The organism is Bradyrhizobium nivariense (genome assembly GCF_029846695.2).
GTDB lineage: Bacteria > Pseudomonadota > Alphaproteobacteria > Rhizobiales > Xanthobacteraceae > Bradyrhizobium.
Map to the genome: position 1 here is coordinate 36,956 of NZ_JARWCR020000002.1, position 15,493 is coordinate 52,448.

The 15,493-nt window shown below is 65.2% G+C and carries 10 protein-coding genes; 1 reads left to right on the plus strand and 9 read right to left on the minus strand.

Annotated elements, in window-relative coordinates:
• Nucleotides 1-285: 285 nt before the first annotated feature.
• A complete protein-coding gene (locus QCM77_RS02140) occupies nucleotides 286-2,574 on the minus strand; it encodes a DUF1522 domain-containing protein (protein ID WP_279681737.1) in 2,289 nt (762 codons plus the stop codon).
• A 323-nt stretch (nucleotides 2,575-2,897) separates the two neighbouring features.
• On the opposite strand from QCM77_RS02140, the gene flbT reads away from it, so the two are divergent.
• Entirely contained in the window at nucleotides 2,898-3,335 is a 438-nt protein-coding gene (gene flbT / locus QCM77_RS02145) for a flagellar biosynthesis repressor FlbT (protein ID WP_007612328.1), read from the plus strand.
• A gap of 99 nt (nucleotides 3,336-3,434) precedes the next feature.
• Here flbT and QCM77_RS02150 read toward each other — a convergent pair whose 3' ends face one another.
• From QCM77_RS02150 to msrB, 8 genes are all read right to left on the minus strand, one after another.
• Nucleotides 3,435-4,937, minus strand: coding sequence for a pyridoxal phosphate-dependent decarboxylase family protein (locus QCM77_RS02150; RefSeq protein ID WP_279667204.1), 1,503 nt, complete (start codon nucleotides 4,935-4,937; stop codon nucleotides 3,435-3,437).
• A complete protein-coding gene (locus QCM77_RS02155; RefSeq protein ID WP_279681738.1) occupies nucleotides 4,934-6,169 on the minus strand; it encodes an ATP-grasp domain-containing protein in 1,236 nt (411 codons plus the stop codon). Before QCM77_RS02155 ends, QCM77_RS02150 begins: the two co-directional genes overlap by 4 nt.
• 1 nt (nucleotide 6,170) lies before the next feature.
• The gene (locus QCM77_RS02160; protein ID WP_279681740.1) at nucleotides 6,171-7,820 is read right to left on the minus strand and encodes a hypothetical protein; all 1,650 of its coding nucleotides are present in this window, start codon (nucleotides 7,818-7,820) and stop codon (nucleotides 6,171-6,173) included.
• Nucleotides 7,810-8,592 (minus strand): hypothetical protein, encoded by a 783-nt coding sequence (locus QCM77_RS02165; protein ID WP_279681742.1) that lies wholly within the window; start codon nucleotides 8,590-8,592, stop codon nucleotides 7,810-7,812. The genes QCM77_RS02160 and QCM77_RS02165 overlap by 11 nt, the downstream gene beginning before the upstream one ends.
• Before the next feature lie 71 nt (nucleotides 8,593-8,663).
• Nucleotides 8,664-10,547, minus strand: coding sequence for a flagellar protein (locus QCM77_RS02170; RefSeq protein WP_279681744.1), 1,884 nt, complete (start codon nucleotides 10,545-10,547; stop codon nucleotides 8,664-8,666).
• 21 nt (nucleotides 10,548-10,568) lie between these two features.
• Nucleotides 10,569-12,452: a flagellar hook-associated protein FlgK gene (flgK, locus tag QCM77_RS02175; RefSeq protein WP_279667199.1), complete on the minus strand. Its 1,884-nt coding sequence runs from the start codon at nucleotides 12,450-12,452 to the stop codon at nucleotides 10,569-10,571.
• A 35-nt stretch (nucleotides 12,453-12,487) separates the two neighbouring features.
• Entirely contained in the window at nucleotides 12,488-14,740 is a 2,253-nt protein-coding gene (locus QCM77_RS02180) for a flagellar hook-basal body complex protein (RefSeq protein WP_279667198.1), read from the minus strand.
• Nucleotides 14,741-14,978: 238 nt separating this feature from the next.
• The gene (msrB, locus tag QCM77_RS02185) at nucleotides 14,979-15,491 is read right to left on the minus strand and encodes a peptide-methionine (R)-S-oxide reductase MsrB (RefSeq protein ID WP_085357245.1); all 513 of its coding nucleotides are present in this window, start codon (nucleotides 15,489-15,491) and stop codon (nucleotides 14,979-14,981) included.
• Between the last annotated feature and the right edge of the window lie 2 nt (nucleotides 15,492-15,493).

Sequence of the window (15,493 nt, forward strand, 5' to 3'; positions counted from 1 at the left end):
GACGGCTAACAAAGCATGAAGCGTGTCGCTCCAATCCTTGCGCGGATTCACCATACGAGGGATCGGAGCCATATCGGGCTCGTCCATATCGTCATGATAGGACGATGCTTTTTCGTACAGCGACCAGGCGTTTGCGACTTGTCAACCATAACTCAGAGTGAGCAATCGGCTGCATCCGAATGCATCGTCTCCGCTTTGCCGAACGGCACTCTGATGCCGTCGCAAAAAGAAAGCGGCGGAGCCGAAGCCCCGCCGCTGTAGTCGTCTTAAGATGTCTGCCGCTTGTTAGCGGAGCAGCTGCAGCACGCTCTGCTGCGACTGGTTGGCCAGCGACAGCGCGGAGACCGCGATCGACTGGCGGGTCGACAGCGCCTGGCTGTTGGCCGCTTCGGTGTTGGTGTCGGCCAGCGTCAGGTTGGACGAACCGGTCTGCAGCACGTTGATCAGGCTCTTGTTGAAGTCCTGACGAACCTGCACCACCGAGAGGTTCGAACCGAGGCTCGACGCTTCCGAGCGCAGCGTGCTCGACGCGGCGTTCAGGTTCGACAGCACCTTGTTGGTCGCGGAGTTGTCGATGAAGTCGACACCGCTGGTCAGCGAGGCGAGGCCGAGACCCTTGGAGTTGTAGGTCACGCCGGTGATGCTCAGGTTCGACTTGCCGGTCTCGTCGAACACCAGCTTGAGCTGATCGCCGTTCAGCAGGTTGACGCCGTTGAACGAGGAGTCCTGCGAGGTCGTGTCGATCTGGTTCAGGATGTTGTTGTACTGAGACACCAGGTTCGAACGCGAGGTCTGCGCAACCGTGTCCTGGACGGGGCTGGAAGCCGTCGAGAACGTCAGTGATGAGGTCAACGTGCCGCCGATCGAACCACCTGCGGCGCTCGAACCGATGGTCGAGGACGCGTAGTCGTTGGTGGTCGAGACCGTCAGTAGGCCGTTGGCGTCGATCGTCGCGGTCAGGTTGTTGGCCTGAAGCTTCGTGTTGAGCTGGTCGAGCGTCTTGACCGTGCCGTTGGTGCCGTCGCCGAAGGTGACATTGACCGCCGTGCCGCCGTTGAAGGCGGAGAAGGTCAGGGTCTTGCCCGTGATGCCGCCGACACCCGAGGTGCGCGCCGCGGTGAAGGCGGTCGCAGTCCCGGTGTTGCCGGCAAGACCGAGCGCGTTCAGCGCATTGCCGGTGCCGGTGATCGACAGATCGGCGTTGACGCCGGTCGACAGCTTGAGCTGACCAGATGCGTTGATCGACGAGTTGGTCTGGCCGGTCGCAGTCGCAAGCGTCGCGCTGCCGTTGGCATTGACCGTCGCGGTCTGCACGCCGGTGGCGAGATCGATCGCCTTCAGCACGTCGTTAATCGTGCCGGCCTGCAGATAGACCGTCGAGTTGCCGGCGCCGTCGGTGAGGACGTTACCGCTCGCACCATACCCGCTCGGAACGCTCGGAGCACCGGTCGAGCCCGGAATCGGCGCGTTCTTGAAGGTGATGACGTGACCGTCGACGTTCAGCGTCGAACCGTCGGCGATGGTCGCCCCCAGCGAGCCCGCGCTCGTGGTCCGGTTGACGTTGATGGTGGCGTTGCCGCCGCCCACGGCCGTCGTCAGGGCGAGAGCCTTGAGCAGGTCGGCCTTGCCGGTGACGCTGAGATCCGCACCCGTCGAGCTCTTCAGCGTGACGGCGCCGCCGGCAGCGGTCGAGACGGCAGCACCTGGCTGGCTGGCGCTCACGGCGATCGTCGCAGCACCCGCGGTGATGGATGCCGTCTTCACGCCGCTGGCCAGATCGATTGCGGACAACAGATCGTTGACCGTCGCAGCCGGGGCACCGGCGGTGCCGAGATAGACCGTGGTGTTGCCGCTGCCGTCGGTGACGAGATTGCCGCTGACGCCCGAGCCGGACGCAACCGCGGTCGACGCCGGCGCGGAGCCCGAGCGGAAGGTGATGGTCTTGCCGTTCACGGTCAGCGTGTCGCCGTCCGCAGGCTGGGCGTTGCCGGCCAGGCCGGTTGCAGTCGTGCCCGAGGTGGCGATCAGGGTGATGGCGCCGGTCAGGGCCGTGGTGCCGTCACCGGCCGTTGCGCCAGTGCTGGCAAAGGAGCCGATGGTGGCGCCGAGGGTCGTGGTGCCGCTCGCCGCCGTGGTGCCGCCGGCCGTGCCGTTATACACGACGTTGCTGCTCGCGGTCGCGCTGGCGAAGCTCGTGGTGCCGCGCAGGTCGGCCGCCGTCGCACCCGCGATCGAGGCGGAGACGTTGGACTTGGTGGAGTAGCCGACGGTGGTCTGCAGCGCCTGGTTGGCGATCGACTTGGCGCTGTCGATCAGCTTCTGCAGCGAGGTGATGCCGGTGTTGGCGGCCTGCAGCACCTGCACGCCGTTGGCGATGCCGTCGAGCAGATTGTTGATGTCGCTGGCGCGGTTGTCGAGCGACTGTGCCGTGAAGAAGTTGGTGGGGCTGTCCAGGGCCGAATTGACGCTCTTGCCGGTCGACAGACGGTTCTGCGTGGTGGCGAGGAGATCAGCGGTGGACTGGAGGGAGAGCAGGTTCTGACGAACCGACGAGGAGAGAACAATACCGGACATGACTCTGTTACCTTTCTGGTAAACGACGCTTACTGTTACGCGTCTGCTTGGATCGAGCTTGACCCAGCGACCGGCGGACCGTGGGGCGGAGTCCTCTAACGAAACATGAAATGAAATCGGCGCTTTTGCTGAGTCGGCGCGCGATTCGGCCGCTCCGCACACTCGCGAGGCCGCGCCGCCGGGCGATTTCGGCATTGATATAATTGAGCTTTTCCGCGGCATCGGCCGGGATTTACAACTCGTTAACTAGTCTTGATGGAGTATTGCGCCCTGATCCGCCGCAACACACGCTCGGTTACGAAAGCGTTGATGGAGAACCAGGCATGGCCCTCAAGGTCGAGCTCAGACCGCACGAACGCATCATCGTCGGCAACTGCGTGATAACCAACACCGACCAGCGCGCCCGCCTTCTGATCGACGGCGACAACGTGCCGATCCTGCGCGAGCGCGACATCCTCACGCCGGAGACAGCCGACACGCCCGCCAAGCTCGTCTATCTGGCGGTCCAGCTCATGTACATCTCGCCGGATCCGCAGACCCAGCACGGCACCTATTTCAACCTGGTGCGCGACATCGTCACCGCGGTGCCGAGCTCCTGGCCGATCATCGAAGGCATCAACAACAACATCCTCAACGGCGACCTCTATCGCGCACTGAAGGACGCCCGCAAGTTGATCGCTTATGAAGAGAAGTTGCGGGGCCAGTTCGAGGCCACCCATCCCAAGACGGAAGCGGACCAGGACGTTAGCACCGCCGCCTGAGCATACGCGTTGGCGCGGCCACGCCGCGCGAACGACCAAGCCGCACCAACGACAACGGCCCCGGATCGCCTCCGGGGCCGTTGTCGTTTCGGGCCTGCATCAATACGACTGCGCCGCGAGCGGCGGCGCCTCGACCTCGATCACTCCCCCGCTCCGTCGTCCGCCGAATTCCAGCACGGCCGCGACCAGCGCGTCGATGTCGCTCTCGTCGGTGCGGTGATTGACGATCGCGGCGCGGATCGCAAACCTGCCGTCCAGCGTCGTGCTCGACGGCGCCGCGACGCCGGACTCCTGGATGTCTGCGACGATCTCGCGATTGACCTCATCGGCGGCGCGGTAACGGAAGCAGACGATGTTGAGATTGACTGGTGCCAGCAATTCCAGCCGCGGCTCGGCGAGAACGCGCGTCTCCAGATATTTCGCCAGCGCACAGCTTCGCGCGATCACCGCACCGAGCCGATCAGTGCCGAACGTCTTCAGCGTGAACCACGTCTTCAGCGCACGGAAGCCACGTGACAGATCGGGGCCGAGATCGCAGGGCCAGACCGCGCCCGCCGCGAGCCCCCTCGCCTCGCGGCGCAGATAGGCTGCCGGCTGCGCAAAGGCCTGCCGATGCTGCTCGCCGTCACGCACCAGCAGGAAGCCGGCGTCATAAGGCACCTGTCCCCATTTGTGGAAGTCGAGCGCGATGGAATCCGCAAGCTCGATGCCGCCGAGCAGCGGCGCAAGCTCGGGCGACAGGATCGCGAGCGCACCGAAGGCGCCGTCGACGTGAAACCAAATTCCCTCCTCGCGGCACAGCTCCGCGATCGCCTTGAGATCGTCGATCGCGCCGATATCGACGGTGCCGGCGGAGGCGACGACGAGGAACGGCTTGAAGCCGACCTCGCGGTCAACGGCGATCTGCGCGCGCAGCGCGGCGACGTCGATACGATGATCGGCATCGACGTCGATCTTGCGCAGCGCATCGGTGCCGAGCCCGGCAATGTCCATCGCCCTCGAGACGCAACCATGCGCGGCCTGCGATGTATAGGCGGCAAGGAGTGCACCGTCATTGCCGATGCCGTACTGCCGCGCCAACGTGCCGAGGGCGCTCGTACGCGCCACCAGCACCGCCATCAGATTGGCCATCGACGTGCCCGTGACGAAGATGCCGCTCGCGCTTTCCGGGAAGGCGAACAGGCGGCGCATCCAGTCGACGATCTGGCGCTCGACCTCGATCGGCATGTGGTCGCGGCCGCCGAGATTGGCGTTGAGGCCTGCCGCGAGCATTTCCGCGAGCATGCCGACCGCGGTGCCGCCGCCATGCACCCAGCCCATGAAACCGGGATGGACGTTACCTGTCGCATAGGGCGCGACATGTTCGGAGAAGTCGCGATAGACGTCGGCGAGATCGCTGGCCTCGCGCGGCACGTCGGCCTTGAATGCCGCACGGACGCCGTCGGGGATCGGCTGCCACACCGGACGCGCGCGAATGTTGGCGATGCCGTCGATCGTCTCGTCAAGCATGCGATGGGCGAGCGCACGAAGTTCGCTCCAGTCCTGCGGATCGAGCGAGGTGTGCGTGACGGAGCTTTGCGTGTTGCGGATAATCTCGTTCATGCTGCACTCTTCTCGTCCGCTCTTGCATGCCGCGACAGCATCGCCGTGAATGCCGCAAAGATCTTGCGCATCTGCGGCGGCTTGTACGGAAACACGGCCGGCGGATCCATGTTGTGCACGACGGCGGTGTTGTCGGCTTCGAAGACCAGCAGCTCGCGGTTCTGGTTCTCGGCGCAATCGACGATGAAGTAATCGAGGCCGACGCGTTTGCTCATCTCTTCGAGCGCGACCTTGTGGCGCGCAGCGAAAGCATGGTCGAAGTCGAGCATGAAGGCGGCTTCTTCAGCCCGCTTCTCTTCGCTGAATGCCATGTAGGCGTTGAGATACCAGATGTCCCAGCGATCGGCGATCGCCATGTGGCAGGCGTAAGGCTTGCCGTCGACCATGGTGAGACGATATTTGCGGTAAAGCCCGTCCGGGCTCGCATAGTCGACGAAGCGCGCGACGAAGAAATCCTGCTCCTGCCGCTCGGCAAGATAGGCTTTGAGCGCCGCAGCGTCGTCGATCTTCGCGAGCCCGACGCCGGCATGCGTGCCGCGTGGCCGCACGATCATCGGAAAGTGCAGCTCGCCCGTGATGCTCTCGCAGGCGATCTTCGCTTCCGAAAGCTCCGACAATTGCGTGCGCGTCGCGTGGGCGGTCACGGGAATGTCCAGGCCGGAGATCCCCGCCAGCAACCGGTACAGCTTGTCGCGATCGAGATTGCCGATGAGATCGGGGCGATTGAGCAGCGGCCGCGGCCAGCATGGCGCAGCCTGTTCGATGACGGCGAGCGTCTCGCGGCATTCCTCGGAATCGGAGGCGACCACGATGGCGACGTCGTGATCGGGCAATGTCTCGGGAAGGCCGACGCCCTTGACCACGTACAGCGTCAGCAGCTCGATGTCGGAGCCTTCCAGCAGGAATTCGATCGGGGTGTTGCCGCCCATGTCGATATCGGCCGCGAGCGCGAGCACACGCAGGCGCGGTTTCGGAGCCGCGCAGGGGGTGCGAAACAATTGATGGAAGGAGAGCACCTCGGTCTGGATCACGAGCCCGGCTTCCTTTTCGCCGAGAAGCTGGGCGATCAGCGACAGATCCAGGCCTTCGCCCGCCTCCGCCGTTCCCTGCTCGATCCGCCCCAGGAGATGCTCGCGCAACGGATGCAGATCGCCGCCCTCGAAGGCCCGGCGCGTCAACTGCGCAAAGCCGATGCGGTCGGAATAATTCGGCGTGGAAACGGAATGCTGCATCTCAAACCTCGAACGCGGACTTTGCCGGCACGGCCGCGACCGCGCCACGGTCAAGCAATAGCTCGATCTTCGCCAGGACATGGGCGATGCGATCGAGAACGTGTTGAACGTTGCGTTGCGCCTGCACTGTATCCGGCGACCAGATCTCGGTCACGAGCCGTGCGCCGACGCACAAGCGCAACACGCCCTGCGGCGCATCGTCCTGCCGCTCCAGCCGGACCGGCTGACCGATCAGGCAGCGCTGCACGGCGACCTGCCGGTCTGCCGCGCTGCCGCTGATCTCCTCGTTCATGTCACGCGCCAGCGCCCGATGCACGGCGCCGGTCTCGGCGATCGACACCGGTTTGCCGCCGCGCAGCAGCGTGAACGGAAAGATCGTGGCTTGCGCAAATTCCTCGTCGTCCGCGCCGGTTGTCTCGATCGCAGTTGGAACGGGGCGAAGCGACGGCGACAACGCGATCATGCTCTCGATGCCGGCGGCAAGCTCGGCCAGCACTTTTGCGCGGAATGCCCCGGGCACGGCATAGTAGTTGCCGATCTCGGCCAGCGCCGCCTCCCAGCGCAGCCATTGGCCGAAATTCGGCCGGCGCTCGAAACGCGCGCGTAGCGCCGTCCACGCCGCCGGCCAGTCGCAGCGGCCGGCATAGTCGAAGATACCAGGCGCGATCCCGCCAATCCGGTCGATCGACCGCGACAGGCCTTTCGGCACCAGCAGCGCACCGCTGAAAGCGGGTCCGCCGAAGAATTTCGAGCCGGTGATCAGCACCATGTAACCGCGGTCGAGATAGCAGCGCAGCCGCCGGCGGCCGAGCCGCGCCTGACAAGCATCGACGACGACCTGAACCTTGCGCGGCCAGCGCCGCGCGATCTCATCGAGACAGGCCTCGCTTGGGGCACGCCAACCGAGTTTTGACGAATCCATGATCTGCAACAAAACGCGCCGGCCTTGCGCGAGGCTGGTCTCGATCGCGCGCAGCACCGCGGCATCGGCATCCGGACGCATCGCAATGCCGGCCGCCATGTCGATCAGCGGCACCGCAATGCTGTCGCCGGCGAGCCCCGTCACCGCACCGTCTTTGCGCACACCAATGCCGCCTGCCGTCATCGTGCTGAAATGGTGGCCGCGTGCGGTATGCGGCGTCCCGCTTCCTGTCTGGTCGGCGCCGACCACGATCGTCACAATTGGCGCGCCGAGCACCGCACGCGCCACGAACAGGGCGTGAAGCTGGGAGTCCGTGCCGGACGGCGAGAACACGATTTCGACGCGCGACGGGAGCTGAAGGTGGCCGCGCAGCTCCTCGCGCATGTCCTCGCAGCGCGCATCGAAGGCGATTTCGACCTCGTCGAACAGGCATTTGTGCATCAGCTCTTCGCGCGCCAGCGCAGCGCGGTCGTACGCCATCTGCGAGATCGTCGACGCGGTCGAAGAGGCGAAATTCCAGAGCTCCGGCTCCGGCGAGGCCGCGCAGCCATAGGCGTTGACACGGTCGTTCGGATCGAGCGCCAGCCGCGGATCTCCGCCGGAGGCGAGCAGCGTATCCAGCGGCGTGAAGAGATCGCGCAGGCGGTAGCGCGAGCTGCCGTCGGGCGCGCGCTCGGTGGCTGACAGACCGGATGCGCCGGCGCTCATCCCGAAAGGCTCACGCCGCATCGGCCGCCGCCGCGGGCGCCGGTGCGAATTGCGAGGTGATGTCGCCGTGGAACACCGACGGCCCGACGTGATCGAGCGAGCTCTGGATGTCGGCCCAGATCTCGCCGCCGATGTCGATCCAGCGCTTGCAGAAGGCGAAGTCCTCGGACAGATAGGTGCCGGTCGCCGGATCGATCATGCATTCGAACAGGGCAAACCGGTTCTGGCTCGCGGCCAGCGTATCGTGCGAATGCTCGCGGAAGAATTGCAAGGCCGCGTAGTCCGGATGGCGGCACATCGCCTCCAGCACGTGGCGCCGGATCATCAGGAAGCCGGTGCCGGCGTAGCGCACGCGGGTAAAGCCGTTGACCACCACGATGCGGTCGGGGTCCTCGATCTCGAGCACGTAGTCGAGCGATGCGGCCGGCACGTCGCTGCGGCCGGCTTCGATTGCGCGCTTCGCCTTGTCCCAGTTGACCCGCTTGATCGGATAGCAGCCGGCGACGACATCGGCGCCGCACTCGATCAGCCGGAACACCTGCTCCGGCTTGAAGCCGATGTCGGCGTCGATGAACAGGAAATGCGTCGCCTCGGGATCGTCCAGGAACATCGCGGCCAGATTGGCCCGCGCACGCGTGATCAGCGCATCGCCGTCGCGCAGCAGCACCTTGAGCTCGAGATTGGCCATGCCGTGCACGGCGCGCTGGAGCGCGAAGATCGAGCTCGCATAGATGCTCGTCACCTGCCCGCCGAAACATGGCGTGGCCACCACCAGCTTCATCCTGTCCGACATCGGCAGCTCCGCCCCGCTCCAATCCTCACCAAGAGGTAAAGAGGCATGGTTAACGGCGCCTTAACGTCCGCTTACAGGAACTTGACGAGCGAGAGCTGCGACAGGTTCGAGGTCACCTGGTAGGACGCCTGGAGCGCATTCTGGAGCGACAGGATCTCGCTCGCGACCTGGTCTGGCGGGGCCGATTCCGCCTGGTCGATGATGGTCTGGAGCTGCGCCTTGGCCTGGGTCTGGCGCGAGCTTGCGTCCTTCATCATGTTCTGGGCCATCGCGATGTCGGTCTGGATGTCCTCGATGCGCTGCTGGCCGGGCTGCTTCGTCAGCGACTGCGTCACCCGCAGGCTCAGCGCAGCGACCTGCCCGCCCGAATATTGTCCGGTCGGCGAGGTCGAGAACGTCCCGAACACGGCGACCGCCTGCAGCTCCTTGCGGATCGCGTCCTCGTTCGCCTGCGCGCCATACTGCACCGTGACGGAATCGTCGACCCGCGCCATCGCGGTGGAGCGCGGCGAGCCGGGCCCGTCATTGCCCAGGTACCATTTCACGGTGGTGGCCGAGCCGTTGACCAGCGTCGTCGCCGAGCTTGCCGGCGACGAGCCGACGCGCAGCGGCGGTTGCGTGGCGGTCACCGGCGTCGAACCGAAGCCAAGCGAACCCAGCGCTGCCGTATTCGAACTCGTGATGTCGAGGCTCGCCGCATCGTCGGTGTTGATCGTGATCGAGCCGCCATGGACCGTCGAGGGCTTCGAAGTCCCCGTGATCTGGTCGATCTTGCCGAGCAGGGTCTGGATGCTGTCACCGACGTTGAGCTGGTTGCCGGTCGCGCCCGAGCTGACGAAGGAGAGCGTGGTGCCGTTGACGGTGATGGTGTCGCCGGCGACGAAGCCGGGCGAAATCGAGTCCGAAGGGCTCGCGCCGGACAGCGCCGTCGCGCCGGTCACGGGCGCCGGCGTCGCCGCCTGGTTGTTGACGGGCGTGCCGATCGCGGAGCTTGCGGTGTTGAAGAAATTGTCGCCGGCGACGATCGCGGACGCCGCCACGAGCGAGGTGTTGGCGAGCTTCTTGATCGCGGTGTCCAGCGCGTTGTTGAGGTTCGTCGCGGTGTTGGTCGGGTTGACGGGGGTACTTGCATCGATCGCAAAGCTGCCGAGCGGTGTCGGCGTCGCGCTCGAGGCGGTCAGGTCGATCTGCTCGGTCGTGCCGTCCGGCAGGGTGAACTTGACGCTCAGCTTGTCGCCGTTGTTCGGATTGACACCGTTGAGATCGACTGAGAACGACACCGGTGAACCGCTCGGGCCGGTGACGGTCGCCCCCGTCAGCGTCGAGGAGACCGCGCTGATCTTCAGCCCGAACGGCGATGTCGCGCTGTCCTCCACCACCTGTACCGAGCTCGGCGTCGGTTGCGTCTGCACCAGACGGCCCTTGCCGTTGGCGCCGAGATCGGCGGCCTGGCGCTCCGCCAGGACGGTCTTGAAGCCCGCCTGCGTCGTGGTGCCGTTGATGATGTCGCCGGCATCCGCGACCGACTGCGTGTTGACGGCGGTTCCGGAGAACAGATAGCGGTTGCCAGACTGCGTGTTGAGCACGCCGACCATCGAGCCGAACTGGGCGGCGGCGGTGTTCTGCGCGACCGTCTGGCCGTTGACGTTGAGATCCTGCGCGGTGTTGGCCGAGCCCGTCTGCACGGTGTTGCGGATCGTGGTCAGCGCCTGCAGCGCGGTGTTGGCGAGGTTGATGTTCACGTTCACGTTCGTGATCGTGTCGGTATAGGCCGCGATGTTGGACAGCTGCGCGCGCCCGGCGATCGCGAAGCCCTCGTTGGTCCCCATCCCGGAATAGTTCTGCGACAGCTTGCCGGTCGAGAGCTGCGTCGACAGGTCGGTGAGCTGCGTGTTGATGTTGCGGATCTGCGAGCCGAGAACCGACGAGGCGTAGTTGATGCTGCTGATCGACATGTTTCAGAGCCCTGTTACTTGTTACACTTGAGCCTGGAGCAACGTATTCATCATGCTCTGCACCACCGACATGACGTGAGCGTTGGCGGCATAGGCATTCTGGAGCTGGATCAGGTTCGACATTTCCGAGTCCAGATTGACGCTGGAGGTCGAGTTGAACTTGGCCTGCAGCGTTGAGACCACGACGCTCTGGCCCTGCTGGAGCTGGGTCGCCTGGGTCGCGGCATTGCCTTGAATGCTCAGGAACTGCTGCAGATAGTTCGAAACGCTGCCGGTGAAGGGCTGGCTGGCCGAGCCGAGACCGCTCTGCGGCGAATAGGAGAACACCGCCGAGGTGAGCTGCGAATAGAGATAGTCCGAGCGCGTGGTGTCGCCCGCGGGCGTCACCGGCGAGGTGCTGTAGACCGACAGCCTGGTCGGGTCGGTGGTCAGCTGCGTGTTCACGGCGATGCGCCCGGCAAGGCCGGTCATCTGCGAACCGGATGCCGTGATCGCGCCGGTGTAGAGCGCCTGCCCGCCGTCGGTGAACAGCGGCAGTTGCGGATTGCCCGAGGTCAGCGACGAGATCGTCTTGGTGATCGAGGATGAATTGACCTTGGCAAGGCCGGTGTTGTCGTCGGTCACCCGCAGCGTGGTGGCCGTCGCCGGCGACGGGGCGGCGGCGAACGACAGATGCGAGCCGGAAAGCGCGGTGTTGAGCGCCGAGGCGATCGCGCCCATGCCGCCGGAGAAATTCACCCCGATCTGCATCGGATTGGCGTTGGTCGCGTTCTGGAGCGGCAGCGCCGCCGGATCGGTCACGTTGACCAGCGTGACCTGGCGCTTCGTGTTGGTGGTCGTGTCGGTGTAGGTGATGTTGACACTGTTGCCCGGCGCTGCCCCGGCGAGGTCGAGATCGAACCCCGCCGGCGGACCGGAGACCGTGCTGCCGGCCGTGGTCTTGTCCGACAGCGCGCTCGACATCGTCGCGGCGAGCTGGTCGATCTGGTTCTGCGCCTGCACCAGCGTCTGGTCGCGCAGCTTGAGATCGGCCGCGATCTGGCCCGAAGACACCACGTTGTTGGCGACGACGTCGACCGACGATCCGTTCGGCAGCTTGATGTTGAACGCGCCGACGCCGGACTTGGCCGGATCGATGTTGTAGAGCGAGGTCGCCGACAGCGCGCCGGCGGACGCAAAGGTGAATTGCGAGGCGAGCCCGGCGCCGACCAGCTGGATGCCGGTGGTGGTGTAGATGTTGGCCTGGTTCGAGCCGTCGGTGGTGACGCGGACGTCGACATATTTCGACAGCGTGTTGATGGCCTGGTCGCGCTGGTCCATCAGCGTCGCAGCCGAGGGGTCGTTTGCCGACAGGCCCTGGAGCCTGGTGTTGATGTCGGCGATCTGCTGCATCGACGCGTTGGCAGCTAGCGCCGAGGTGCCGAGATCCTGCTCGACGTTGGAGCGCAGCGACTGGATGCCCTTGGTGGCGAGGTTGAGCTGCTGCGCCAGCGTCTGCGCCGCGCCGAGAGCGACCGTTTGCGCCGACGACGAGCCCGCGCTGGTCGACAGCGCCTGCAACGCCGTGGTGAAATTGTTCAGCGCGGTTTCGAGCGTGCCGCTATTGCCGGGCGTGCCGTAGACATTCTGAAGCTGCTTCAGGATGTTGGCCATCTGGTCGGCGTAGCCGCTGCCGCCGGTCTCGGTGCGCAGCTGGTTCTGCACGTAGGTGTCGAGCTCGCGGCTGACGCCGGTCGTCATCGCCGTCGAGCCGAAGTCGCCGGTGGTGACCTCGATCTGGTTCGGCGTCTGGACGACGTAACCCGGCGTCTGCGAGTTGGCGACGTTCGAGGAGACGATCGAGAGCGCAGCCTGGTTGGCACGCAGACCGCTCATCGCACTGGCGAGGGCTGAACTCAAACCCATGTTGACTTGCCGCCTTTGGTTACGTCACGCGCCGATCAGCGCAATACGTTCAGGAGGTCCTGCACCATCGAATTCGCCGTCGTGATCACCTTGGTGTTGGCCGAATAGGCCTGCTGGGTCACGATCAGCTTGGTGAACTCGTCGGCGATGTCGGTGTTCGAGCCTTCCAGCGACGAGCCGCTGATGCTGCCCGACGCGCCGTCGATCGCAGCACCCGACTGTTCGGTCGCAGCATAAGCGCCGCCATCGAGCGCCTTGAGGTAATTGGTGCCGTTGAAGTGCGACAACGAGACCTGTGCGAGGTCGAGGTTCTGGCCGTTGGAGAAGGTGCCGACCACGAGGCCGTTGTTGTTGACGGCGACCGAGCGGAGCTGACCGGCGGCGTAGCCGTTCTGGGTGATGGTGTTGATCGTCACCGCGCCGCTGGTGCTGGCATATTGCGTCAGCCCGCCCGAGGAGATGTTGAAGGAGACCGAGCCGAGCGACTGGCCGCTGACGTTGACGTTGTTGATGGTAATGCCCGAGCCGCTCGGCGAAGTGAGCGAGCCGTCGGCGGCAAAGGTGAAGGCCTGGCCGGTATTGACCCAGCCGACCGTCGTGCCGGTCGCATTCGGATCGCTCTGGTAGAACATGTTCCAGGTATCGGCATGGCCCGCGCCCAGCGACGCGCTGTCGGTCTTGGCCCAGCGCAATTGCAGGTTCACCGGCGTGCCGGCGGCGTTGTAGGCGGTCACGGCGCCACCGCTGATCGATTCCTTGGTGAAGGTGGAGATATCGTTGCCGATCACACCGCCGGTACCGGCGGTGCCGCCGCCGTCACGATTCTTGGTGATGGTCGAGGTGAAGCCGAGCGCGGAGAAAGCGGCGCTGTTGGAGCTGGATACCGACAGGTTGGACACCGTCCCTGTGTTCAGGGTGATCACACCGCCGGTGCTGACCGACGATCCCGACGCACCGGAGAGAGCGTCGATCTTGCCGAGCAAGGTCGTGAGGTTGTCGGTGATGTTGATCTGGTTCGCAGTCGAGGCACCCGAAGCCATGAAGGTCAGCGTCTGTCCGTCGACCGTGATGGTGTCGCCGGCCGCAAAGCCCGACGAGATCACCTCGGCGCCGCCGGCGCTTGCACTGCCGCTCAGCACCGTGGCGCCCGAGATTGCGGGCGAGGACAGCACGTTGCCGCCGCGCGTCACGCTGCTGATGCCAAGCGCGGTGGCTGCGGTGCCGCTGTTGACCGCCACGTCGGTGCCGGTACCGCTCGAGATCTGGATATTGCCGCTGGCGGAGAGTGAGGCCGTGACGCCGGCGCCGCCGGCGGTCTGGATCGCGCTCAGGATGCTGGCCACCGTCGCGGTCGTGCCCGCGCCGAGACCGATCGTGGTGTTGCTGCCGACCGTCGCGACGGTGGTGCCGCCGTTGAACGTGATCGTGTTGCCGTTGATGGTCAGCGTCTGCCCGCTGAGCGCGGTGAGGATGCTGGAGGCGAGATGCGTGCCCACCGTGTTGTCGAGCGAAGTGGTGCCAGATGCCACCGCGGACGAGTTGTTCTGGAGCGGGACAGTGCCCGTCCCCGTCGTCGACGAATAGGCCGAGCGGATGTTGCCGGTGGCGGCTGCGCCGGAAACCGTCGCATTGGTGTAGGGCGCGGGCGGTGTGCCCACCGGCAGCGGGTTGGCGGCGAAATCGGAGGGATTGAGGCCGCCAGCGGCCAGCAGCGTGCCGGTCGCCGCAGTCGTGCTCGCCACGGTGTTCGGCTGAGTCGGCAGGTTCGCCGCATACTGGATCGACGTGGTCGCCTGCGCCGGGATGAAGTTGTTCTGGAATTTCAGGACCGTCGCGACGTTGCCTTGCGGATTGCCGGTCTTCGGGTCGACCGTGACGCCCATCAAATAGTAGCCGGCGCCATTGACCAGATTGCCGTTGGCGTTGAGCTGGAAGTCGCCGCGCCGTGTGTAATAGGTGACGCCGCTGAACACCGGCGAGTTGTCGACGATGCCGGTCGCCTTCTGGATCGAGAAGAAGCCGTCGCCGGTGATCGCCATGTTGGTGGCGACGGTGGAGCCCGAGATCGTGCCCTGCGTGGTGATGGTGGCCTTGGCGTTGGCCGTCACGCCGCCCGCGACCTGCTTGCTCGGCACCGAGGAGTCGGGAATGAGGTCGACGAAGCTGGTCCCGATGCCCTTGTAAGCGGTGGTGGATGAGTTCGCGATGTTGCCGGAAATGTTCTGAAGCGCGTAGGACTGCGCCTGCAGGCCACCCACCGAGGTGTTCATTGCATCGAAGATACCCATAACTTTGTCTCCAGATCCGATCTCGGCGGCCGGTCGACCATGGCCGCAGTCGGAGGAGACTGTCGCAAGGGCTATGCCAATGCGGGTTTCGTCAGAAAATCAATGACTTAAACAGGAATGCCCCGGTCGGATGACCGGGGCACAATTGCCGGGCCGGCAACAATTGCCGGGATCTCATGGCGTTTTCGAGCGAAGTGGCGACCGGTTCGCATGAAGAAAACGCGTCAGATAACGAGCCTCACGTCGCCGACGCCGCCGCGGGATGGAAGACCAGCCCGAAACCGTCAATGCAGTAGCGCAATCCGGTCGGCTTCGGACCGTCGTCGAAGACGTGACCGAGATGGCCGCCGCAGCGCCGGCAATGCACCTCGGTGCGGAGCATGCCGAAAGTGCGGTCCTCGGTCTTGCCGACATTGCCCTCGATCGGCTGGTAGAAGCTCGGCCAGCCCGTGCCGCTCTCGAATTTGGTGTCGGAGGCGAACAGCGGCAGGTCGCAGCCGGCGCAGGCGAAGACGCCCTTGCGGTGCTCCTTCAGCAGCGGGCTGGAGCCCGGCCGCTCGGTGCCTTCCTTGCGCAGGATCTCATATTGCTGCGGCGTGAGCTGGGCACGCCACTCGGCATCGGTCTTCTCGATCTCGAATTTTTGCGCGGCTTTCTCTCCAGCCTCCGCGGGCGATGCTCTGAGCCAGCGGAAGGCCGCAAGGCCGAACAGGCCGGCGACAGTCGTCAACAGGATGCGGCGATCAAACATCT